Origin of the sequence: Streptomyces sp. NPDC002790 (assembly GCF_040295505.1) — a bacterium.
In the GTDB taxonomy this organism is placed as follows: domain Bacteria; phylum Actinomycetota; class Actinomycetes; order Streptomycetales; family Streptomycetaceae; genus Streptomyces.
In genome coordinates, this window is record NZ_JBEOVM010000010.1 from 42,393 (window position 1) to 63,990 (window position 21,598).

At 71.5% G+C, this 21,598-nt stretch carries 17 protein-coding genes and 3 tRNA genes; 5 read left to right on the forward strand and 15 right to left on the reverse strand.

Annotated features, from left to right (window positions below; translation table 11 throughout):
- Positions 1-4: 4 nt before the first annotated feature.
- The 4 genes from ABT004_RS08200 to ABT004_RS08215 all read right to left on the reverse strand — a co-directional run bounded on the left by ABT004_RS08200 (position 5) and on the right by ABT004_RS08215 (position 5,647).
- Positions 5-1,930, reverse strand: coding sequence for an ABC transporter ATP-binding protein (locus tag ABT004_RS08200; protein WP_351332699.1), 1,926 nt, complete (start codon positions 1,928-1,930; stop codon positions 5-7).
- The gene (locus tag ABT004_RS08205; RefSeq protein ID WP_351332702.1) at positions 1,930-3,669 is read right to left on the reverse strand and encodes an ABC transporter ATP-binding protein; all 1,740 of its coding nucleotides are present in this window, start codon (positions 3,667-3,669) and stop codon (positions 1,930-1,932) included. Before ABT004_RS08205 ends, ABT004_RS08200 begins: the two co-directional genes overlap by 1 nt.
- 196 nt (positions 3,670-3,865) lie before the next feature.
- Positions 3,866-5,296, reverse strand: coding sequence for a xylulokinase (locus ABT004_RS08210; protein ID WP_351332703.1), 1,431 nt, complete (start codon positions 5,294-5,296; stop codon positions 3,866-3,868).
- Positions 5,297-5,335: 39 nt separating this feature from the next.
- On the reverse strand, positions 5,336-5,647 hold the full coding sequence (locus ABT004_RS08215) for a YtxH domain-containing protein (RefSeq protein ID WP_351332705.1): 312 nt from the start codon (positions 5,645-5,647) through the stop codon (positions 5,336-5,338).
- A gap of 180 nt (positions 5,648-5,827) precedes the next feature.
- Between ABT004_RS08215 and ABT004_RS08220 the strand changes: the two genes are divergently transcribed.
- From ABT004_RS08220 to ABT004_RS08230, 3 genes are all read left to right on the forward strand, one after another.
- Positions 5,828-5,900 (forward strand) — tRNA-Asn (locus ABT004_RS08220).
- 5 nt (positions 5,901-5,905) lie between these two features.
- Positions 5,906-5,978 (forward strand) — tRNA-Asn (locus ABT004_RS08225).
- Between the two features lie 177 nt (positions 5,979-6,155).
- A tRNA-Ile gene (locus ABT004_RS08230) sits at positions 6,156-6,229 on the forward strand.
- A 92-nt stretch (positions 6,230-6,321) separates the two neighbouring features.
- Here ABT004_RS08230 and ABT004_RS08235 read toward each other — a convergent pair.
- The 11 genes from ABT004_RS08235 to pgfA form a co-directional block, all read right to left on the reverse strand.
- Positions 6,322-7,359 carry a rod shape-determining protein gene (locus tag ABT004_RS08235; protein WP_351332708.1) on the reverse strand — a complete coding sequence of 346 codons (1,038 nt, stop codon included), beginning with the start codon at positions 7,357-7,359 and terminating at the stop codon, positions 6,322-6,324.
- 484 nt (positions 7,360-7,843) lie between these two features.
- On the reverse strand, positions 7,844-8,434 hold the full coding sequence (locus ABT004_RS08240) for a hypothetical protein (protein ID WP_351332711.1): 591 nt from the start codon (positions 8,432-8,434) through the stop codon (positions 7,844-7,846).
- A complete protein-coding gene (locus tag ABT004_RS08245) occupies positions 8,406-9,245 on the reverse strand; it encodes an FkbM family methyltransferase (protein WP_351332714.1) in 840 nt (279 codons plus the stop codon). Before ABT004_RS08245 ends, ABT004_RS08240 begins: the two co-directional genes overlap by 29 nt.
- Positions 9,242-9,475 (reverse strand): Trm112 family protein, encoded by a 234-nt coding sequence (locus tag ABT004_RS08250; RefSeq protein WP_351332716.1) that lies wholly within the window; start codon positions 9,473-9,475, stop codon positions 9,242-9,244. The genes ABT004_RS08245 and ABT004_RS08250 overlap by 4 nt, the downstream gene beginning before the upstream one ends.
- Positions 9,465-10,388 carry a hypothetical protein gene (locus tag ABT004_RS08255; protein WP_351332719.1) on the reverse strand — a complete coding sequence of 308 codons (924 nt, stop codon included), beginning with the start codon at positions 10,386-10,388 and terminating at the stop codon, positions 9,465-9,467. The genes ABT004_RS08250 and ABT004_RS08255 overlap by 11 nt, the downstream gene beginning before the upstream one ends.
- A 6-nt stretch (positions 10,389-10,394) precedes the next feature.
- Positions 10,395-11,147: a class I SAM-dependent methyltransferase gene (locus tag ABT004_RS08260; protein ID WP_351332722.1), complete on the reverse strand. Its 753-nt coding sequence runs from the start codon at positions 11,145-11,147 to the stop codon at positions 10,395-10,397.
- The gene (locus ABT004_RS08265; protein WP_351332725.1) at positions 11,144-12,445 is read right to left on the reverse strand and encodes a condensation protein; all 1,302 of its coding nucleotides are present in this window, start codon (positions 12,443-12,445) and stop codon (positions 11,144-11,146) included. Before ABT004_RS08265 ends, ABT004_RS08260 begins: the two co-directional genes overlap by 4 nt.
- On the reverse strand, positions 12,442-16,677 hold the full coding sequence (locus ABT004_RS08270; RefSeq protein WP_351332728.1) for an alpha-(1->3)-arabinofuranosyltransferase: 4,236 nt from the start codon (positions 16,675-16,677) through the stop codon (positions 12,442-12,444). The genes ABT004_RS08265 and ABT004_RS08270 overlap by 4 nt, the downstream gene beginning before the upstream one ends.
- Positions 16,674-17,423: a class I SAM-dependent methyltransferase gene (locus tag ABT004_RS08275; protein WP_351332731.1), complete on the reverse strand. Its 750-nt coding sequence runs from the start codon at positions 17,421-17,423 to the stop codon at positions 16,674-16,676. Before ABT004_RS08275 ends, ABT004_RS08270 begins: the two co-directional genes overlap by 4 nt.
- A gap of 21 nt (positions 17,424-17,444) precedes the next feature.
- Positions 17,445-18,593: a glycosyltransferase family 4 protein gene (locus tag ABT004_RS08280; RefSeq protein WP_351332734.1), complete on the reverse strand. Its 1,149-nt coding sequence runs from the start codon at positions 18,591-18,593 to the stop codon at positions 17,445-17,447.
- Positions 18,594-18,774: 181 nt separating this feature from the next.
- A complete protein-coding gene (gene pgfA, locus ABT004_RS08285; protein WP_351332737.1) occupies positions 18,775-19,785 on the reverse strand; it encodes a cell envelope lipid trafficking protein PgfA in 1,011 nt (336 codons plus the stop codon).
- 300 nt (positions 19,786-20,085) lie between these two features.
- On the opposite strand from pgfA, the gene ABT004_RS08290 reads away from it, so the two are divergent.
- A complete protein-coding gene (locus tag ABT004_RS08290; protein WP_351332739.1) occupies positions 20,086-20,238 on the forward strand; it encodes a hypothetical protein in 153 nt (50 codons plus the stop codon).
- Positions 20,239-20,241: 3 nt separating this feature from the next.
- Positions 20,242-21,471 (forward strand): PucR family transcriptional regulator, encoded by a 1,230-nt coding sequence (locus ABT004_RS08295; protein ID WP_351332742.1) that lies wholly within the window; start codon positions 20,242-20,244, stop codon positions 21,469-21,471.
- The last annotated feature ends 127 nt before the right edge of the window (positions 21,472-21,598 follow it).

Genomic DNA, 21,598 nt, shown 5'->3' on the forward strand with positions numbered 1-21,598 from the left:
AACCTCAGTCCACCTCCGCGACCGCCTGCGCGAACTGCGCCTCGTACAACCGCTGATACGCCCCACCGTCGGAGACAAGCGCGTCGTGCGACCCCTGCTCCACAATCGCCCCGTTCTCCATCACGAGGATCGTGTCCGCGTCCCGAATCGTCGACAACCGGTGCGCGATCACGAACGACGTACGCCCCGCGGCGAGCCGCGCCATCGCCTTCTGAATCAGCACCTCGGTCCGCGTATCCACGGACGAAGTCGCCTCGTCGAGCACGAGAATCACCGGATCCGACAGGAACGCCCGCGCGATGGTGATCAGCTGCTTCTCACCCGCGCTGACCCCCGTCCCCTCGTCGTCGAGCACCGTGTCGTACCCGTCGGGCAGCGTCCGGATGAACCGGTCCGCGTGCGCGGCCTTCGCCGCCTCCTCGATCTCCTCGCGGGTGACGTCCTTCGGGGCGCCGTACGCGATGTTCTCCGCGATGGTCCCGCCGAACAGCCAGGTGTCCTGGAGCACCATGCCGATCCCGGCGCGCAGCTCCTCCCGCGACATCTTCGCGATGTCGACGCCGTCGAGCGTGATCCGGCCACCGGTCACCTCGTAGAACCGCAGCAGCAGGTTGACCAGCGTGGTCTTGCCCGCGCCGGTCGGCCCGACGATCGCCACCGTATGACCGGGGTCGGCGGTCAGCGACAGGTCCTCGATGAGCGGCTTGTCCTTCTCGTAGCGGAAGGCCACGTGCTCGAACTCGACGTGCCCGCGCAGGTGGTCCGGCTTCTCGCCGGGCACCGGCTCCGCCGACTGCTCCTCGGCGTCGAGCAGTTCGAAGACCCGCTCGGCCGTGGCGACACCCGACTGCACCAGGTTCGCCATCGACGCGACCTGCGTCAGCGGCATCGAGAACTGGCGCGAGTACTGGATGAAGGCCTGCACATCACCGATGGACAGCGAGCCGCTGGCCACCCGCAGCCCGCCCACGACCGCGACCAGCACATAGTTCAGGTTCGAGATGAAGAACATCAGCGGCTGCATGATGCCGCTGTTGAACTGCGCCTTGAACGACGCGTCGTACAGTGCGTCGTTCTGCTCGGCGAACAGTTCCGCCGACTCCTTCTGCCGGCCGAACACCTTCACCAGGTTGTGGCCGGTGTACATCTCCTCGATGTGCGCGTTCAGCGCGCCGGTCGCCCGCCACTGCTGCACGAACTGCGGCTGCGAACGCTTCCCGACCTTCGCCGCGACGAACACCGACAGCGGCACCGTCACCAGCGCGACCAGCGCGAGCAGCCAGGAGATCCAGAACATCATCGCGAGCACGCCGATGACGGTCAGCAGCGAGTTGAGCATCTGCCCCATCGTCTGCTGGAGCGTCTGCCCGAGGTTGTCCATGTCGTTGGTCGCCCGGCTCAGCACCTCGCCGCGCTTCTGCTTGTCGTAGTACGACAGTGGCAGCCGCGACAGCTTGTCCTGCAGCTCGGCGCGGAGCTGCCCCACGGCCAGGTTGATGGTCCGGTTGGCGAGCCGCGTGCCGATCATCATCGTCAGACCGGCGACCGCGAACACGGCGAGGCCGAGCAGCAGCACCTCGCCGATCGCGCCGAAGTCGACGCCCTGGCCGGGTGTGAAGTCGACGCCGCCGAGCATGTCGGCCGCGCCGCCGTCGCCCTTGGCCCGCAGGCCGGCGAGGACCTGTTCCTTGGTCTGCCCGGCCGGCATCCGCCCGCCGATGATCCCGCCGAACAGCAGGTCGGTGGCGTGACCGAGGATCTTCGGCCCGACCACCGAGAGGCCGACGCTGATCACGACGGAGACGAGCACTCCGGTGACCGCCGCGCGGTGCGCGGCGAGCCGCTTCAGGAGCCGCTTGCCGGACCCCTTGAAGTCCATCGAACGCGAACCGGGCGCACCGGCCGCCATTCGCCCCATGGGCCCACTCATCAGGCGGCCTCCGCTTCCGTCAGCTGGGAGAGAACGATCTCCCGGTACGTCTCGTTGTCGGCCATCAGTTCGTGATGGCGTCCGGTGCCGACGACACGGCCCTCGTCGAGCACGATGATCGTGTCGGCGTCGCGGATCGTCGAGACCCGCTGGGCCACGATCACCACGGTCGCGTCGCGGGTCTCCTCGCCGAGCGCCCGGCGCAGCGCCGCGTCGGTCGCGTAGTCGAGCGCGGAGAACGAGTCGTCGAAGAGGTAGATCTCCGGCCGCTGCACCAGCGTGCGCGCGATGGCGAGGCGCTGGCGCTGGCCGCCGGAGACGTTCGTGCCGCCCTGGGCGATGGGCGCGTCGAGCCCGCCCTCCAGCTTGCCGACGAAGCCCTTGGCCTGCGCCACTTCCAGCGCGTGCCACAGCTCCTCGTCGGTGGCGTCCGGGCTGCCGTAGCGCAGGTTCGTGGCGACGGTGCCGGAGAACAGGTAGGGCTTCTGCGGTACGAGCCCGACCGTCTTCGCCATCAGCGCCGGATCGATTTCGCGGACGTCCTCGCCGTCCACGTAGACCGTCCCGGCCGTGGTGTCGTACAGCCGCGGTACGAGGCCGAGCAGCGTCGACTTGCCGCTGCCGGTCGAACCGATGATCGCCGTGGTCTCGCCGGGGCGGGCCGTGATGTCGATGCCGCGCAGGATGGGCTCCTCGGCGCCGGGGTAGCCGAAGTCGGCGCCCCTGAGCTCCAGGTGGCCGTGGCGGCGCAGTTCACGCACCGAGGCGTCGGGCCGCGGCGGCACCACACTCGAATCGGTGCCGAGCACTTCCTGGATGCGCTCGGCGCACACCTCGGCGCGCGGCATCATCATGAACATGAACGTGGCCATCATCACGCTCATCACGATCTGCATCAGATACGCGAGGAACGCGGTCAGGTCACCGATCTGCATGCCGCCGCTGTCGATGCGGTGCGCGCCGAACCAGACCACGGCGATCGACGCGACGTTCACGATCGTCATCACGAACGGGAACATCAGCGCCATGATCCGGCCGGTGGCGACCGACACGTTCGTCAGGTCCCGGTTCGCGGCTCCGAACCGGTCCTTCTCGAAGTCGTCGCGCACGAAGGCGCGGATCACGCGGTTGCCGGTGATCTGCTCGCGCAGCACCCGGTTCACCGTGTCCAGCTTGACCTGCATGGACCGGAACAGCGGCCGCATCTTACGGATGATCAGCGACAGGACGATCGCCATGACGGGCAGCACGGCGAGCAGCACGCCCGACAGCGGCACGTCCAGGCCGAGCGCCATGACGACGCCGCCGACACACATGATCGGCGCCGAGGCCACCAGCGTGAACGTCATCAGGGCCAGCATCTGGACCTGCTGCACGTCGTTCGTGGTGCGGGTGATCAGCGAAGGGGCGCCGAACTGGCCGACCTCGCGGGCCGAGAAGGACTGCACGCGGTCGAAGATCGCGGCCCGCAGGTCCCGGCCGACCGCCGCGGCGGTCCGCGCGCCGAAGTAGACGGCGCCGGTGTTGCAGACGACCTGGACGACGGTGACGCCCAGCATCAGGGCGCCGAACTCCAGGATGTAGCCGGTGTCGCCGTTCACGACACCGTTGTCAATGATGTCGGCGTTCAGGGTGGGCAGATACAGCGAGGCGCAGGTCTGCAGGAACTGCAGCAGCACCAGGAGTCCGATGGGTTTCTTGTACGGACTCAGGTGGGTCCGCAGAAGTCTTATGAGCACGCTCGGTCTCTCGGGGTCGGCGGTAGTGGGCGGAGCGGTGTTCGGGGAGGGGGATCGATCCGCGCCGACGCCGAAACGGCGACGCATGGACCCCTATCGTCGAACACTCCACCCGCGTTACCTCAACCGAATTAACCAAGAGCACTCAAAGGATCGGCGGACCCGGAGCTTCCGGAACGCCGGGAGACCGGGTCCCTCAGGCGAACGCGCCGGGGTGGATCTGGTCCCGTACGGCCCGGTACTGCTGCCGCACCGCCTTGCCCACCGGCAGTTCGTCGCCCGCCTCGAAGACCTGCGCGGCCGCGCCCTGCCACTGCGGCAGCTGCCCGTTCAGCGCCCACGCGGCCTGTCGCGCCGCACCGATCGCCGCGTAGTCCGCGGGCTGCGGCACCACGACCTGCGCCTCGAAAAGGGCCGGCGCCACGCTCTGCACGGCCGGCAGCTCGGCGGCGGCGCCCAGCAGGAACACCCGCCGGATCTCCACGCCACGGCCCCGCAGCACGTCCATGGCGTCGGCGAGCCCGCACACCATGCCCTCGAACGCCGCCCGCGCCAGATGCTCCGGCTTCATGGACTCCCGGCGCAGCCCGCTCAGCGTCCCCGCGGTGTGCGGCAGATTCGGCGTCTTCTCGCCCTCCAGATAGGGCAGGAGTACGAGTCCGTGGGCGCCCGGCGTCGACTTCATGGCCAGCTCGGACAGCTCCTCAAGGCCTCCGTCGAGCCCCAGCATGTCGACCGTGCCCCGCAGCGCCCGTACCGCGTTCGACGTATGGACCACCGGCAGGTGCATTCCGGTCGCGTCGGCGAGCGAGGTGATGGAACCGCTGGAGTCCACGAGCGCCTCATGGTGCACGGCCATCACGGAGCCCGAGGCCCCGAGGGAGACCACGGCGTCCCCGGACTGCACGCCGAGCCCGAACGCGGCGGCCATCGTCTCCCCGGTCCCGGCCGAGATGACCAGGCCCTCCGGGGTCCGCCCGGCCGCCTCACCGGGGCCGATCACCTCCGGCAGCGCCACCTGGTGCCCGAGCGCCAGCTCCACCAGATCGGGCCGCCACGTGGCGCTCGCCGCCGACCAGTACCCGGTGCTCGAGGCCCCGCCACGGTCGGTGGTCCGGCGCGCGGGCCGGCCGAGGAGCTGCCACACCAGCCAGTCGTGGGCCTGCATCAGGGCGGCCACCTGCTCGGCGCTCGAAGGCTCGCTCCGCGCCAGCCAGCGCAGCTTGGTCACCGGCAGCGCCGCCTGCGGCACGCTCCCCACGGCCTCGGCCCACGCCTCGCGCGAGCCGAGCCGGTCGACCAGGTCGGCGGCCGCGACCTGCGCCCGCTTGTCCCCGCCGACCAGCGCCGGGCGCACGGTATTGCCGTGCGCGTCCAACGGCACCACGGTGTTCTGCTGCGCGGAGACCCCGATGGCCTGCACGCCTTCGAGCAGCCCTCCGCCCGCGGCCTCGCCGAGCGAGAGAAGCCACGCCTGGGGATCCACGTCGGACGGCCGTCCGCCGCCTTCCGGTGCCTCCAGCGGGTGCGGGGCATACCCCTGCCGCAGCACGGCCCCGGTGTCGGCGTCACAAACGACTATGCGCGTAAATTCGGGCGAACTGTCCAGCCCGGCGACTATCCCCATGACTGAAATACTGCCGTACCGCCGGACGCTTCTGTGCCGTCAGGTGTTGCTGGTGCCCCAGTCGTCGGTCGCCGCGCCGTCCCCCGGGCCGCCGCGCTCGCGCAGCGTGCGCACCCGGCCGGCGACCGAGTCCGGGACCTTGCTCTCGACCTTCTCGCTCACCGAGTGGAAGGCCTTGCCCGCGACGTTGCGCGTCTGCTGCGCCGCCGTCTCCGCCGTATTGCGCACGGCCGGGTTCTGGGCGATCTCCCGCGCGGACTTCTTCAGCTTCTCGTAACGCTCCCTGCCGGCCCTCGTGCCCAGCACGTATCCCAGGGCCAGACCGGCGATGAATGTGAGCCGATAGCGCATGGTCGGCCACCCTTTCCGTAGCGAGGCTTCGTGGTCGGTGCGGTCACCGTCGAACTTGTTGATCACCTGAGGGGTACCGATTGGCGGAGCACCCCCCTCCTTGCGCTAATGTATGTGTCGCAGCGAGCGCACGCCGCCTGGGGAGTACCCAGGTGAGTTCGTTCGATGCGACGAGGTCATTCCCCTGTAGCTCAATTGGCAGAGCAGTCGGCTGTTAACCGGCAGGTTACTGGTTCGAGTCCAGTCGGGGGAGCTCGATCTCTCGTAGCTCAATTGGCAGAGCAGCCGACTGTTAATCGGCAGGTTACTGGTTCGAGTCCAGTCGGGAGAGCTGTGAACAAGTCCCTCCGGAGCCCCCTCCGGAGGGCTTTTTCTTGCCTGGTGGAACCACCGGCTCGACAGGGGAGTCCTCATGGTCGTGCAGAGCCGGACCATCCGAGGCAGGAGATCGTATGAGCGGCTATGCTGCGGCAGACGGCGCGCACACTTGTACGCGCCACGCCGAAACGGGGCGGTAGCTCAGCCGGTTAGAGCAGCGGACTCATAATCCGTCGGCCGTGGGTTCGAGTCCCACCCGCCCCACCGTATGTACGTGGCGCAGAAACGATGCGACCGGCTCGTACGCAAGCTGATGGCCCGTCACGGAAGCCGTGACGGGCCATTCGGCGTTTCTGTCAGTCGGCCAGCGGGTTCAGGGCCATTGGCTGGATCCGGCCCTCCAGCATCTCGCCGAGGCCCCGCACCGCGCACACGTCGGGGCGCTCGGCGATGTGCACCGGGACGCCCGTCGCGGACCGCAGCATCTGGTCGAGCCCCGGCAGCAGGGCGGAGCCGCCGACCATCATGATGCCGCGCTCCGCGAGGTCGGCGACCAGGTCGGGCGGGCAGTCGCGCAGCACCCTGCCGATGCCGTCGAGGACGGCGGTCAGCGGGGTGTGGATCGCGCTGCGGACGGCGGCCGTGTCCACGTGCACGGAGCGGGCCAGGCCCGTCGCCACGTCGCGGCCGTGGATCTCGGTCTGCTCCGGGCCCAGCGGGGTGAGCCCGTTGCCGCTCAGGGCGAGCTGTAGGGGGCGTACGGACTGGGAGGGCAGCATCAGCGCGTGGTGCTGGCGCAGGTGCTGGACGACCGCGTGGTCGATGGCGTCGCCGCCAACGGGGATGCGGGCGGCCGTCACGATCGAGCCGAGCGAGAGGACCGCGATCTGCGTGGTGGCCGCGCCGCAGACGATGATCATCGTGGCCTCGGGCTGCTCCACCGGGAGGCCGCAGCCGACCGCGGCCGCGATCAGGGTGTCGACCAGCTCCACGCGGCGGGCGCCGAGGCCGACGAGGGTCTCGACGGCGGCGCGCTGGGCCAGCGGGTCCGCGTCGTGCGGCACGGCGGCCGCGGCGCGGAGGCGGGGCTTGCGGCGAAGGGTGCGGCGGAGCTTGTCGCCGAGCAGGTGGCGCAGCATCCGCTGGGCCATCTCGATGTCGACGACCGTGCCACCGGAGACCGGGCGCACGACGCGGATGTAGTGCGGGGTGCGGCCCGTCATCCGCTCGGCGAACTCGCCGACCGCGATCAGCGCGCCGGTGCGGGTGTTGACCGCCGCCGCGCTCGGTTCATCGACGACGAGGCCCGCGCCCTTCACGTACACGCGGGTGCGCGCGGCACCCAGATCGACGGCGAAGTGGCAGCGGCGCAACTGCTCCAGACTGGCGGTCATGGCAGATCCTCCCGAGAGCGCGGACCGTAGTGGGCTCGCCGGGCGGCGACCCTTCTGGCATCCTGCGGTCGCGCGCGGGAGGTCGCCCGCTGGAGTAGGCCGGGTGGGTCTGGAACGGTCCGGAAACACCGGGGCGCCGCCTCCCGTGGGACGTGGGAGACGGCGCCGCTTCGGTGTCCGACGGTGCTACACCAGCCAGCCGAGGAAGTGGGCGAGGCCGGCGACGATGTCGGTGATGACGTTCATGTGACGCGTTCTCCTAGCGATGATGCAAAGTGCACTGGTGGTGCAAAGTGCATATGGGACTTGGGACTTGAGATGTGCATCGCGATGCGGTCGCTACGGTCTGCAGCCCGTTGCTTGCGCTCCGTAAGCATCGTTCGTCGCGGGTCGGCGGCGCAAACTTCTGGGCGACGATCACCTGTTCCAGGGAACAACTGCGCCACTGTTCGTTTTCGGCGTTCGTTTATCTTTTTGGCTGCTTCTACGCCTCGTACCAGCGCTGAAGCAGTCCCCACGTGAACTCCGCCCGCACCTCGCGGGGCGTCCCCGACTCGTCGGGGGCGCGGAACGCCAGGCCCCAGCGGGTGGGCGCCGAGCCTTCGAGGGGGCGGGCCGGGGCGAAGGCGCGGGCCGCCTCGTCCACCGTGCAGGACCAGGGCGTCAGATCGGCGAGGGTGCGCAGGGCCGGGCCCGGGGTGCCCGGAGCGCGGATCAGCCACTCGTTCCAGATCCCGCCCGTGGGTGCGAGCAGCACCTCGAAGCGCAGGTCGGGCCAGAGCGGCACCGGCCACAGCAGCGCCTCGCACTCCAGGTCGCCGACCTTGCGGATCAGGGTGCGCTCCGGGGCGCCGAGCACGGACCGGTAGCGGGAGACCGCTCCCCGCGCGTGACGCGAGTGCAGCTTCGCCTGCCAACGGCGGTTCGCCTCCCGCATGTCGGCGACGGCGACTCCGAGGTCGGCGCGGGCGGTCTCCACGAGCTCCGGGTTGTGGTCGGCCATGCGGCGCAGCAGGACCAGTTGGAAGTCCAGCGGAGTGAAGGGGTCAGCGGGGCGTCCTGGCATGCGCCCCATGGTGGCGTACGCCGCCGGGGGCCCGCCCGTCCGGCAGGAACAGCACCGAGTTCACGTACCGCGGCCGGCGCCCGGCCGGGGTGAGGGCCCGGCGCAGCAGGCCCTGCGACGCGATGTGGGAGGTGCCGCGCTGATGGGCCGCCAGATCGTAGGAGGGCAGCGGCAGCCAGTCGGTGTCGGCGCCGGCGGATGGCAGGACCCAGCCTTCGTAGCCCTGCGCCCGCAGATGGTCGACGACCGGGGCGATCGGCTGGATACGGGTCTCCAGCTCGATGAAGAGGGCGGGTCGGTCGTGGGCGAGCAGGGCGCGGGCGCCGCGCAGCACCCGCAGCTCCGCCCCGTCCACGTCGACCTTGATGAAGTCCACGTCGTGGAGGGCGAGTTCGTCGAGCGTCACGCAGGGGACGGCGCGGCCGGACGGCGCGTGCAGGCCCTCGCGGCGCACGAGCGACGACACTCCGCGTTCGCCGCGCTCGTCGTGCGGCGGTTGCCACAGCGGGGCCGTACCGGGGCGGTCGCTGGCGGCCGCCCGCACGACCCGTACGTTCGCCGGAGCGGAGGCGGCGAGCACCCGGGCCAGGTGCGGGACCGGTTCGAGGGTGATCACGCGGCGGGCCGGGCCCGCGAGGCGGTGGGTCCACGGGCCGTACCAGCCGCCGACGTCCACTGCCGTGCCGCAGGAGCCCGCGGCGGGCAGCATGTCGGCGAGCCGGGTCAGCTCCGGCTCGAAGCGCGGGTACAGGGCGCGGGCCGTCGCCGCGGTCAGCCGGGCCGGCAGCCAGGGGGCGATCCGGGCGGCGAGCGTCGTCATGGCAGGGCCCGCTTCGCCCGTTGCAGGAGCTGTTCGTGCTCGCCCTCCGGGACCTGTTCGCCGGACGAAGGGAGGAGTTGCGGGATGCCGTCGACGATGGGGTAGCGGCGGTGCAGCCGGGGGTTGTAGAGGCAGTCGCCCGCGACTCCTTCCGGTGCGGGCAGCAGGAGCAGCGGCCCCTTGTCGAGCGGGCAGGCGAGGATCTTGAGCAGCGGGTCGTCAGGGTTCATTCGGGAGCAACTCCCTTGGCTCTTGGTCGGGTTGTGGGGAGGCGTCGTGTTTCGGCATCAGGAGGAGCACGGCGACCGCGAGGGCCGTGCCCGTCACGCGCAGCGTCAGGGGCACCGGTTCGTGGGGGAGCGACTCGCCGAACGCGAGCGTGCCGAGGACCGCCGTGAACAGGCAGGTCACCGTCGTGCACACCGGGACGATCAGCGAGGCGCGGCAGCGTTGCAGGGCCGCCTGCGACATGACGAGCCCGAACGCGCCCGTGCACATCAGCAGATACGGGTACGGCGAGGTGAGCAGGGCCGGGATGTCCGGGAGCACGCCCGACACACCTTTGATGGCGAGCGAGCTGACCCCGTAGAGCAGGCCCACCGCGACCCCGTACTCGACGCCCGTGGTCGGGAGCCGGTGGCGGTGCCGCGCGCGGCGCTCCGCGGCGGCGTACAGGGACAGGCCCGCCGCCAGCGACGGCACGCACACCAGGAGGATGAGGGGCGCGGGCGAGGTGTGCCCCACCGCGTCCGCGTTCTCCTCGTTCCCCTGGAGCGAGAGCACCACCATGAGCAGCGCCGCCAGGATCGCGGCGATGGCGTAGCGCTCGCGGCCCGAGGTGCGTTCGCCGAGGAGCCGGGCCGACAGGAGCAGGAGCAGCACCAGGCCGGAGACGAAGATGCCCTGGGCCGCGGCGATGGGAAGCGTTCGGTAGACGGCGAGTTGGGCGCCGAAGCCGGAGGCCAGGGCGATGGAACCGGCCAGCCACAGCGGGCTCGTCACCACCTGGCGCAGGAGGTGGGCCGGGCGGCGCACGCTCACCTCGGGCAGGCTGGTGAGGGCCCGCTTCTCCAGGACGAAGCCGACGCTGTAGAGCGTGTTGGCGAGCAGTGCCGCGCCGACTCCCCATGCCACGGCGGGCATCGCCCCTCACGTCCTTCGCGCGTGCAGGAGAAGGATCGAGGCGAGGGAAGGGGCCGCGCAGGCGAGCCGGTCGAGGGGGCGGAGCGGGCGTGGCACTCCGTGGAACGGTGCCCCCGCGAGGCGTACGACCTCGAAGCCCGACGCGGCGACGAACTCCCGCAAGGCGCGCGGCGTGTAGAGGCGCAGATGGCCCACGACCTCGGTGCCCGGCCTGCCGTGGATCGCGCGCAGGCTCACCTCCGAGAAGACGGGCTGCACTCCGGCGAGGAGCAGCGCCCGGTTGTACCAGGCGGCCAGGTTCGGGGTGGACAGCATGAGATGGCCGCCCGGGCGAAGAACGCGGCGGATCTCGTCGAGCGCGGCGTCGGGGTCGACGAGGTGCTCGACAACCTCGGAGAGCAACACCGCGTCGGCGGATGCGTCGGCGAACGGCAGTCCGTGGCCCGTCAGTTCACCGCGTACGACCCCGGGGACGCGGCGGGCCGCGCGGCGCAGCGCGTCCTGTGACCAGTCGACGCCGATGAGGCGGTGGCCGTCGGTGCCGGGGAGGAGGCGGGCGGTGGTGGCCGCGGCCGTGCCGTCGCCGCAGCCGATGTCCAGGACGGTGGCGTGGCGGGTGCCGGACAGGGCGGCGGCGAGGATGCGGGCCTGGCGGCGGGTGCGGGGGGTGCCGGAGGCCACCGGGACGGCCGGGTTCTCGTAGAAGTCCCTCAAGTCCTTTGGTGGGGACTCGGGTTCGGGGTGCGTTGTCGTTGTCATGGTGCCTCCTCCTGCGTCGCGTGGAGGTGCTGCTCGAACAGGTCGCGCAGGCGGGCCCCGTCGCCGGGGCCGAGCAGCGTGCGCGACCAGCGCAGGGCCAGGTGGAGCCGGCCCGCCGTGGCCGCCGTCGTGAAGGTGAGGCCGCGCGGCATCCGGGCCGGGGCTGAGAACCAGACGGCGCGGGCGTGGCCGCCGTCGCCGAAGTCCAGCGGGTACGGGATGCGGCCGATGTTGCTGAGCAGGGTCGTCGACGTCCACGGGGCAGCTGCCGTGCGCAGGGCGCGGGTGGCGGCGGCGCGCCAGGCGACCGGGGCGTAGGGGCTGGTCAACAGGGCGGCGCCGTGGCCGAGTTGGGGGCGTGGTTGGCCTTTGAGCGCGGCTGTGCGGGTGGCGGTGAGGCGGAGGAGGGTGGGGGTCGGTGAGCTCAACTCGGTCGGGGTGAGCGCTACTTCTACCAGGCGGGTGCCGTTGCCGATGGGCATCGTCGTGTCGCGCGGGCGGTCGTCCACCGGCATGGTGACGCGCAGGGGGCGGTGGGTGTGGTGGGTGCCGTGCTCCTCGTTCCAGTCGGCGATGGTGCGGGCCGTGGCCACCATCAGCTGGTCGTTGACGGTGTACGGGGCGCCCTTGGGGCGGCGGGGCACCGACAGCTCGGTGACCAGGAGGCCGTTGCCGGGGCGGGGGTCCGGGGTGCCGGTCGCCACGCGGGCGGGGCGGGACCAGGGGGACGGCTGGGCCTCCGGTGGCGGGGGAGGTGGTTGCGGTGCGCCGCCGGGGGGCGGGGAGTTGTCGCGGCCTCCGTACAGTTCCGCCGCGGTGGCGATGACGCGGAGGCAGGCGGGGCCGTCGAGGGCCGTGTGGTTGATGGTGAGGAACAGCACGGTGGTGTGTGTGAGCGGGTGCTCCACCGCCTCCAGGCGTACGGGTGGGGAGGCGGTGAGGGGTGGGGCCTCGGCGAGGGAGCGGGTGCGGGCCTCGTGCAGGGCGTTCGGGGTGGGGGCCGGGAAGGAGACGGAGGGGGTGTCCGGGGTCGGGGTCAGTTCCCACTCGTAGCGGCGGCTGTACCAGGGGCGGGGGGCCTCGCGCATGAGGATGCGGGGGTGGTGGTGGAGGGCGTTCGTGAACGCGGTGGTGAGGCGGGTGGGGTTCAGGGTGCCGGTGAGGTGGATCTCGATGTGGACGGTTTCCGGTTCGCGGTCCTGGAGGCAGTGGCGGGAGACCTCGTCGACGGTCGGGAAGGGGATTCGGCTGGGCCGATTGCTGTGGTTGCCCCGGGTGGGGCGGTCCAGGGCGGTCATGGGGTGGCGCCCTTCCGTGAGGTCTCGGCCGACTCGGTCGAGGTCGCGGGGCTCTGCCCCGGACCCCGCTCCTCAATCGCCGGAGGAGCTTGAATAGTTGGACTCTGCGCCTCATGTGGCGGCAAGGCTTGATTGGCTGGGCCCCGCGACTCAATCGCCGGCGGGGCTGAATGAACCGTCACCAGTGCTGCGAACAGGGCCAGTAGCGCCAGGAGTTGGGGAGTCGCGCCGTATGCGCCCGATCCCTCCCGGACCGGTTCGCCCGCTCCCGTCGCCGCCACCACGCCAGCCGCCGTCATCGCCGCGAACGCGATCGGGACCAGGAGGGCGTGGCGTTTCCAGGCGAGGAGGGCGAGGGCCGGGACCAGGGCCGCCCAGGGGCCCGCGATCACGATGCCGATGGCCGTGAGGAGGGCCGTGCCGATGATCCAGCCGGGCGCCGGCGGCGGGGCCGGGGGCGCCGCTTCCGTGTCCCGCCTGCGCCACAGGCAGAGCGCGCCCAGTGCCAGGATCGCCGCGCCCGATGCGAACAGGCCGATCTCGTACGTGCGGGCCGGGGCGTAGGAGAGCTTGACCGTGCCGCTCGCTCCGCCGGGGATCAGCCACGCCTGCTGCCAGCCGTCCAGGCGCAGCGAGGACAGCTTCTTGCCGTCGAGGGTCGCCTCCCAGCCGTCGTTGGCGTTCTCGTACATGGTCAGGTACGTCGCCTCGCCCGCGTCGACCCGTACTTCGCGGCGGTCGCCGAGCCAGTCGCGGACCGTGAGGCCGCGGACGGTGGGCGCGGCCTCCGTGGTGGCTGTGGTGTTGGTGAGGGTGATGTCCGTGAGGGAGAGCGGGCCGGAGGGGGAGGTCTTGAGGGTGTGCGGACCCGCCGGGAGGTCCAGGGCCGCGCCGCACGGCTTCACGGTGACCGGGCGGCGTTCCGTCAGGGCGCGCAGGGTGCCGCTCGCGGAGGTGCGGTGGCGGGTGCCGTCGATCGTCACCGTCGGGCCCTTGCCGCAGGGGAGGCTGAACCTGCGCTCTGGCGTGGGCTGTTCGACGCGGTAGGCGTCGAGGGTGGGGATGTAGGCCTCGGTCAGGCCCACGGGGAGCTGCAGGTCCTTGTCGGCGACCGGGTTGTGGACCTTGAGCGGGGCCGACTTCGTGATGGTGATGTCCAGGCGGTTCGTGGTGATGGGGTCGAAGCGGGCCACTCCGTTCTCGTCGACGCCGGCCACCGCCGCGCCGTCCGGGCTGCTGATCTCGATCTTCTCGGGGCGGGTGGTGAGGCCGCCGGCCCCGGCGAGGACGAGGGTGGAGACGGGCTGCTTGTCCGGCCAGCGCAGGTGGATCGTGGGGTCGTCGCCCGCGATCCAGGCCGTCGTCAGATCGCCGTCGGTGAGGTTGCGGGGCGTGGTGTTGAGGCCGAGTTCGGCCGTGGAGTCCGCGGTCGCCGTCATCTTGCGGCGCTGGTCGGGGGCCAGGTCGTAGAGGAGCTTGTCGAGCGCGGGGCCGGGGGTGGGGGCGGCCTTCGCCTCGAAGTCGTACGTGGATTCGCCGGTCGTCGTGAAGACGCGGTTCAGGGAGCGCTCGGTGTCGGTGAGGGTGAGGCCGCCGTCGCTCGTGGCGCGGTGGAAGGAGTACTGGTCGGCCTGCTCGGAGTCGGCCGGGAGGCGCAGCGCGCGGGTCGCCCGGACGCCGGGGATGTCGATGGACGTGAATCCGGCGCCGGTCAGGCCGGGGCGGGCGCGCTGCGCGTCGAGGATCGTCACGCGCAGCCAATTCGCCGTACCGGAAGGAGACTTGATCTTCTGGCGTTTGCCGTTCGGCTGGATGTTGGCCGTCGTGGAGCCCTTGTCCGTCTCGATCCGTACGCGGGTCGGGGCCGCCCGCACGTTGTTCTGCGGCAGTGGTGTCAGGTGGATGGTGGCGGGGATCCGCGTCGGTTCGGAGAAGTCGATGCGCGCCCATTCGCCCTTGGCGGAGTCGGGGGCGCCTTCCGCCCACGCCGTGTCGGGGTCCTTGTCGAAGGCGTTGACCGGGTCGAACTGGGGGAGGTGCAGCAGCCAGTTGCCGCTGGAGGAGGCTGTCACCGAGCGGGCGCCCCGGATGTCGGCCGTCGTCTGATGGGCGATGCCGTCGGTCGGGAGGATCTGCTTCGGCTCCTCGCCCGGGTTCTCGGAGGCGTTCGGGCTGTTGCGTTCCTTCGGCGTGTACGGGTACGAGGTGTTGGTGTTGACCAGGCCGAAGCGGGTGTCCGCGCGGCGCAGGCCGTCGGCGGCGATCTTCAGGGCGGGGTTGCCGATGCCGGGGTGGTTGTCGCCGGTCAGGACGGCGGGGCGGTTCAGGAAGGACGGGTCGGAGGAGAGCCGGAGCAGGGCCTCGGGGCCGCCGCTGACCTCCGCCGTGTTCTGGACCGGGAGCAGGCCCGCCTGGCCGGGACGGTCGGAGGCGTCGCGCGGCGCGTAGATCTCGACGGCGCGGCTGCGCGGGTACAGGCCCTCGATCTGGACCGGCGTCTTCTCCGCGATGCGGCCGCCCGTGACCTTGGGGCCGAACCCGGTCACCCGCTCATAGCCCGACTCGGTCAGCGTCCGCTTGACCGTGGCTGTCGGGACGTAGCCGAACTGGTCGGGGTCGAGATCGCCGCGGACCACCACGTAGTGCAGGCCTGAGCGGCTCAAGTAGTCCTGGAGACCCGGTACTTGGGTGCCGCTCATCAGGGCCTGTTCGACGGCGTCCATGGCGCGCCGGTTGCCGCGGGTGCCGAACGGGACGTAGTCGCGCTGTGCCCAGCGGGAGTCGGCGAGCACGTCGAGCGGCTGGTCGATGGGGGAGCCCCAGGTGTAGATGCCGTGGGCGGTCGCGGGCACGACGAGGGCGCGGGAGTCCGGCGAGTACTTCTTCAGCCAGTCGGCCGTCGTCTCCCAATACGTGGGGAGCTTCTGGAACGCGCCCGGTTGCAGGATCGAGCCGTTGAGGTACGGCCAGGCGAGGCCCGGCACGATGAGGATCGCCGCGATCAGTGTGGCGTACCGCCTCCCGCGCACGGGACGGGCGCCGCGCGGATTCGCGGCCACGCCCACGAGGTGGACGATGCCGAGCACGAGGGCCAGTGCAAGCCCGCTCTGGAACTTGTAGACGTTGCGGAACGGGGCGAGGCCCCCGTCCAGCCACGACCGCACCGTGTCGTGGAAGGGCGCGCCGAGTGAACCCCCGTAGCCGGCAAGGGTGATGAGGGCCGCGGCCATCACGGTGAGCAGCAGCCAGCGGCGCTCCGGGATGTCGCGGCGTGCCAGGCCCGCGAGGCCGAGCGCGGCGGCGAGCGCCGAGCAGACGATGACGACCACCGACGTCGCCACGGCCCAGCCGGCGGGCAGCCAGGCGTCGCCCAGGTGCAGGTACGCCACCCAGTTCCCGGAGCCGCGCAGCGTCTCCGTCGCCGACATGGTGTCCGTCGTGGTCTGTGAACTCTCCACGAACGGAAGGAAGTTCTCGCCGTGGATGCCGAGCAGGACGAGCGGGATCGTCCACCAGGCCGTCGCCAGGACCACGGAGGGGGCCCACCACGCGATCTGGCGGCGCTTGCGGGCGGACGGCGGCCGGGAGAGCAGATACAGGCCGACGGGAAGGAGGGAAGCCAGCGTCGAGGCCGCGTTCACGCCGCCCATGAATGGGATCAGGAGTGCCGAGCGGGTCGCCGAAATGCGGGCCGTCGTACGGGGGTTGGTGAGCGGCAGCAGTACCCATGGCAGGAACGCGCCCGGCAGCGCCGCCGCCGACGTCGAGCCGACGACGATCGTGAACGTCGGCCACAGCGCGTACGCCACCGCGCCGAGCAGGCGGCTTCCCGACGTGCCGATGCCGAGACGCTCGGCGAGGCGCAGGGCGCCCCAGAAGGCGACGGTCACGACGATCGACATCCACAGCCGCTCGGCCAGCCACACCGGGACCTGCAACAGATCGGTCAGGCCGTAGTACGGCAGCATCGGGAACGCGTAGCCGATGTACTGGTCGGAGATCCCGCCGAAACCGGCTCTGTCGTGCCACAGCTCCCCGAGGTCACCGAGGAACTTCCAGGGATCCTGTGAGACGCCGAGCTTCGTCTCGAACGTCGCACGCCCCGGTTGCACCGCGCAGAACGCGACGAACGACACGGCCCAGAACGCGAACAGCCAGCGGCGCGGACGCGCACCCGGCTCGGGGTCCGGGTGCGTCGCCGCGGCCGGTGGGGCCTGGACCATGGTCGTCATGGGGGACACCGCCTGAGGATGAGGAGGAGGTTCCAGGTGGCGAACTCGCGCACGCCGGGGACCCGCGTGACCGACTCCGCGAGGAACGGCCAGTAACGGGAACGCGCCGCGACGACCGACACGTCGTCGCGGGCGCGCACATGGCGCAGGGTGGGGCCGATGTGATGGGCGAAGAGGTTCTCGCCGAGGGTGTGCTTGGGCGCGCGGCCGGTGCGCCGCCGGTAGCGGGCCTGCGCGCGGTCGGCGCCCAGATAGTGCCAGGGCGCCCACTCGTGACCGCCCCACGGGGACAGCCAGTTGGTGAACGCGACGTAGATCAGGCCGCCCGGCTTCGTGACCCGGATCAGCTCGCTCACGAACGTGTCGCGGTCGGCGACGTGCTCCAGGACGTTCGAGGAGAACGTGACGTCCGCCGACGCGTCGGGCAGCGGCAGCAGATAGCCGTCCGCGACCACCGTGCCGGCCGGCGGGTCCTGGCCCAGTTCGGTGGTGTCCGGCTCGAAGAGGAGGGCCTGCGCGCCGCGCGCCCGGAACTCGCGCGTGAAGTGCCCGCTGCCGCCGCCCACGTCCACGACGACCTTCCCCGCCACCTTCCCGTACGCCTCCACCTGGTCGGCGGCGTCCCGGGCGAGCAGCGCGTAACAGGTCTCGGGGTCGCGCTGCTCGCGCAGGAACGCCTTGAAGAGGGTGAGGGACCGGCTGAACGACGGGTCCTTGAAGCCGGTGACCCCGGCCACCACCGTCATGGCGCCCGGCCCATGAGGGGCTCAGACACGGGCCCCCACCGCCTCCGCCGCCACCGCGGAGAACTGCCGCACGGTGTGCGCCCACCGGTAGCCCGCGGCCCGTTCCTGGGCCGCCTTGCCCATCAGCTCGCGGCGGTGCCCGGACAGGGCGAGCGTGCACCAGGCCGCCGCGAAGGAGGACTCGCCGCGCGCGAGCAGTCCGGTGGCGCCGTCCTCGACGGAGTCGCGCACTCCGGGCACGTCGAAGCCGACCGCCGGTGTGCCGCGCGCCGCCGCCTCGGTGACGACCAGGCCCCAGCCCTCGACGGCCGAGGGATGCAGCAGCAGCCAGGCCTCGCAGAGCAGGCGGTGCTTCTCGGCCTCGGAGACGTGTCCGGTGAACTCGACGCCTTCGCCCGCCAGTTGGCGAAGGCGCGGCGCCTCGGGTCCGTCCCCGACGATCACGAGCCGGCCGCCCGTCACCGGACGCACCCGTTCCCACAGGCGCAGGAGCAGGTCGATCCGCTTGTACTCGACGAGCCGGCCCATCGCCAGGAACAGCGGGTCCGGGGAGCGGTCCGCGCACGGACCCGGCTCCTCGACGCCGTTCGGCACGAGGCGGATCCGGTCCTGGTCCACGCCGATGGCGTGCAGTGCGTGCGCCGTCGACGGCGAGACGGCCACGAGCAGATTGCGGCGCTGGGCGCCGGAGAGCGCCCAGTGCTCAAGTCTTCGGCCGAGGTGGGCGGCGGGTGCGAGCGGTCCGCGAAGGCGCATCCGCCACAGGTCCGTGTGGACGTGGTTGACCAGGCAGAGCGTGGGGCCGCGGTGCCACAGCGGGGCCAGGTACGGCATCCCGTTGCAGACCTCGACGAGTAGATCGCAGTCGCCGACCTGGCGGGCGAAGGCCGAGCGGGCCCGCAGGTAGTGGGCGTGCTCGCCGCCGGCGGAGACGACCCGGTAGTCGCGGAAGGCCGCCGGGCCGCCGCACAGCAGCGTCACCTGGTGGCCCCGGCGGGTCAGTCCTTCGGCGAGTCGGTCGACCAGGAGCTCGGAGCCGCCCGCGGCCGGGTTGCCGAGGTCGCGGTGGGCGAGGAACACGATGCGGCGCGGGTGTGGGGGGTCGTGTCGCGGATGCCGTGCGCCGGGTGGAGCCGTGGCGCGCAGCGGGAGGGGCACGTGCTGGGGCATGGGTGCTCCAACTCGTCGGGCGTACGCGGGTGTTCAGGCGTACTTGGGCGTACTGGGAGGTACGGTGCCGAAGCTGTGCGGAGCTTGTGCACGGGGTGGGGAGGGACAGTTTTCGCCCCGCTGTTCGATGCGGCTACTCACCCGCGTGACAAGTTTCGGTCCGTATTTGACTGACGTACCGTCACATCGTGGACGTTTCCAGGGTCGTCGGGGACGTATCGGGATCCGGACGCTGTGACCCTTCCGGCTCCGGCCTGCCACCCCTGCCCCGTACGACGAACACGAGACCGGCCGCCACGAGCAGCACACCCAGACCACCCGCCACCAGCGGCAGCGTCGTACCGAGCAGTGTGAGCCGGTCGTTGTCGTCCTTCGCCAGGGCCACCTGGTCGCGCTGCGTGGCCGGGGTGAAGGCGATCCTCCGGCTGTCCAGGAGCACCGCCGCGTCCTTGTCCTCGCCGGGCGCGCGCAGCGTCTTGCGGGGGCCGATGGCCGCGTGGATGACCCGGCCCGTGCGCTGGTCGACGACGAGTTCGACGCCGTGGTTGGCGTACCACTCCTCGGCGAGGACCTGGCTCTTGTTCGGCTGCCCCACGATCCGGCCCGGCACGAGCCGGGAGCCGGTCCTGGCGGCGGGGACGGTGCCGGTGAACCGGTAGCCCTCGTAGCCCTGCACCTTGGTCGTGCCGCTGAAGCGGAGCGGGACCGTCGCGCCGAGCGTGTTGTCCCACCAGGTGTAGGTGCGCTTTTGCACATTGAAGGGGAACTTCAGGTAGGCCTCGCCGCTGAAGGAGGGCTGCTCGCCGCAGCAGTGCACGGGAGCGTTCGTCCTCCGGTCGGTGACCCAGCGCTCCAGGGTCCACTGCAGCGCGTCGTGCGGATCGGCCGCCGGGAGGGTCTTCGCGGTGTCGACGGACGTCGTGACGTCCCACACCGCCCGGCCGCTGCGTTCGCTCTCGGCCACGTCGCCGCGGGCCTGTCGGGTGATGATCAGCTTGCGGTCGCGCACGGTCCTGATCTTCGCGGTGTCGAAATAACTGCCGGTTCCGGTGAACACGGTCGTCGTGTCGACGTCGACGGGGGTGCGCTCGGCACGCGGTTCGACGTACCAGGCGAGCAGGGCCGCCAGGACGAGGAGGAAGGTGCCGAGACCCGTCATGACCAGCGAGTTCGGTGAGGCTGTACGGCGCATCCGGCACTCCTGGGAGAAGGGGCTTCGCGTGCTGTTACGCGGTCGGCCGGTGAGGACCCTTCTGACGGATCGGGCAACCGACGACAATGCAGCAGATGTGCGTGCCAGGGCCCGCGACTCCAGCAGGATCCGTCAGAAGGGTCCTTTGGGCCGGGAACCGTAGACGTACCCTTGACGAAGTGTCAATGTGCTGCGGAGACTGGGTACTTGGGACGTGCAGTGCTTCGCGCGTCGCATCGCACGGGTGGGGAACGACCTCTGGAACGACCTCGGGATCACCGACGAGAGGCTGACCCTGCGATGAACCGACTGCTCGCCGCCGCGCTGTCCGCGGCCACGGGAGCCGCGCTCGCCCTCGCGGCCGCCTTCGGCGTGCTCGCGCTGATCAACGTGACGCCGGACCAGCCCAATACGCCCCTGGTGACCTACGAGACGCCCGGCCAAGGGGGCTGATCCGTGCCGGCCACCGCTCGCTCCGCATGGTGCGACGTGCCGCGCCTCCAGGCCAAGCAGTTCGTGGCGCTCGCCCTCGACGAGGCACCCCGGCTCGCCCGGGACATCCTCGACGAGATCCACCGCGAGTTCCCCCAACTGCCCGTCGTGCTCGACGAGTCTGGCGAGGCGGTGGCCCTCGTCGGCATCCGCCGCGCCGTCGAGGACTTCGTGCGCGGCTTCGCCGACGGGGCCGCGGACGGCCTCCCGGAGAGCCATGCCCCGGCCCTCTTCCAGGAGTTCGGACGCGGCCAGTCCCTGCACGGCCGCAGCCTCGACTCGCTCCAGGCGATGTACCGGCTCGGCGTGAAGATGTCCTGGCGCCGCCTCGCCGACATCGGGCAGCGGCTGCACATCCCGCCCCCGGCGATGTACGAACTCGCGGAGGCCGGCTACGAGTACCTCGACGGCCTCGTCGACCAGTCGGTGCGCGGCTACGCAGAGGCCGCCGCCCGGCAGGCCGGCGAGCGTCTGCGTCAGCAGCGCAAGCTGATGGACCTGCTCCTCGAAGGGCGGACCGCCGCACCCCGCGACCCCGTGCAGGCGCTCACCGAACGCGCGGCGCGCGTCGGATGGCCGGTGCCCGCGCACGTCGCCGTCGGCGTGCTGCTCCGGCCCGCCCGCGACGCGGTCGCCCCCGCCGTCGGGTCCGACGTCCTCCTCGACATGGAGCCGGAGCGGCCCCGGCTCGTCCTGTCCGAACCCGACGCGGCGGGCCGCGCCGATCTGCTGCGCCGCGCGCTGTCCGGCTGGACCGGGGCGATCGGGCCGCCCGTCGCGCCCGCCGACGCGGCGAAGTCGCTGCGCTGGGCGGAGGCCGCGGTCGGCCTCATGGAGCGCGGACTGCTGCCCGACGCCGAAGTGGTGCAGTGCACCCAGCACACCCAGGCCCTCGTCCTGCTCCAGCCCGAGGAGCTCGTCGACGATCTCGCGCGGCGCGCCCTCGAACCCCTCGGCCGCTGCGGCCCCGCGCATGCGCGGCGGCTCGCCGAGACGCTGCTCGCCTGGCTGGAGACCCGCGGCGGTGCCCCCGAGGTCGCGGCCCGGCTCGGCGTCCACCCGCAGACCGTCCGCTACCGGCTGCGCCAGATCCGCGAGCTGTGGGGCGATGAGGTCGACGACCCGGACCGCCGCTTCGAGCTGGAACTGGTGCTGCGGGCCAGGCGCCTTCGGGGGGAGCTCGGGCCTGTGTAGACCGTGCGGCCCGTTCAGACCGTGTACAGGGCACGGGAACACCCATTGCCCGGTCAATGCCCCTGCGCTTAGCCTATGTTCGTGATACCGACCGTCCGTTGAAATCTCGAACGACTCGAAACATAGG

Bases quoted from the DNA above. Each gene is read 5' to 3' on its own strand.
- ABT004_RS08200 (WP_351332699.1), bottom strand. From the start codon at position 1,930: ATGAGTGGGCCCATGGGGCGAATGGCGGCCGGTGCGCCCGGTTCGCGT.
- ABT004_RS08210 (WP_351332703.1), bottom strand. From the start codon at position 5,296: ATGGGGATAGTCGCCGGGCTGGACAGTTCGCCCGAATTTACGCGCATA.
- ABT004_RS08215 (WP_351332705.1), bottom strand. From the start codon at position 5,647: ATGCGCTATCGGCTCACATTCATCGCCGGTCTGGCCCTGGGATACGTG.
- ABT004_RS08235 (WP_351332708.1), bottom strand. From the start codon at position 7,359: ATGACCGCCAGTCTGGAGCAGTTGCGCCGCTGCCACTTCGCCGTCGAT.
- ABT004_RS08240 (WP_351332711.1), bottom strand. From the start codon at position 8,434: ATGGGGCGCATGCCAGGACGCCCCGCTGACCCCTTCACTCCGCTGGAC.
- ABT004_RS08245 (WP_351332714.1), bottom strand. From the start codon at position 9,245: ATGACGACGCTCGCCGCCCGGATCGCCCCCTGGCTGCCGGCCCGGCTG.
- ABT004_RS08250 (WP_351332716.1), bottom strand. From the start codon at position 9,475: ATGAACCCTGACGACCCGCTGCTCAAGATCCTCGCCTGCCCGCTCGAC.
- ABT004_RS08255 (WP_351332719.1), bottom strand. From the start codon at position 10,388: ATGCCCGCCGTGGCATGGGGAGTCGGCGCGGCACTGCTCGCCAACACG.
- ABT004_RS08260 (WP_351332722.1), bottom strand. From the start codon at position 11,147: ATGACAACGACAACGCACCCCGAACCCGAGTCCCCACCAAAGGACTTG.
- ABT004_RS08265 (WP_351332725.1), bottom strand. From the start codon at position 12,445: ATGACCGCCCTGGACCGCCCCACCCGGGGCAACCACAGCAATCGGCCC.
- ABT004_RS08270 (WP_351332728.1), bottom strand. From the start codon at position 16,677: ATGACGACCATGGTCCAGGCCCCACCGGCCGCGGCGACGCACCCGGAC.
- ABT004_RS08275 (WP_351332731.1), bottom strand. From the start codon at position 17,423: ATGACGGTGGTGGCCGGGGTCACCGGCTTCAAGGACCCGTCGTTCAGC.
- ABT004_RS08280 (WP_351332734.1), bottom strand. From the start codon at position 18,593: ATGCCCCAGCACGTGCCCCTCCCGCTGCGCGCCACGGCTCCACCCGGC.
- pgfA (WP_351332737.1), bottom strand. From the start codon at position 19,785: ATGCGCCGTACAGCCTCACCGAACTCGCTGGTCATGACGGGTCTCGGC.
- ABT004_RS08290 (WP_351332739.1), top strand. From the start codon at position 20,086: ATGAACCGACTGCTCGCCGCCGCGCTGTCCGCGGCCACGGGAGCCGCG.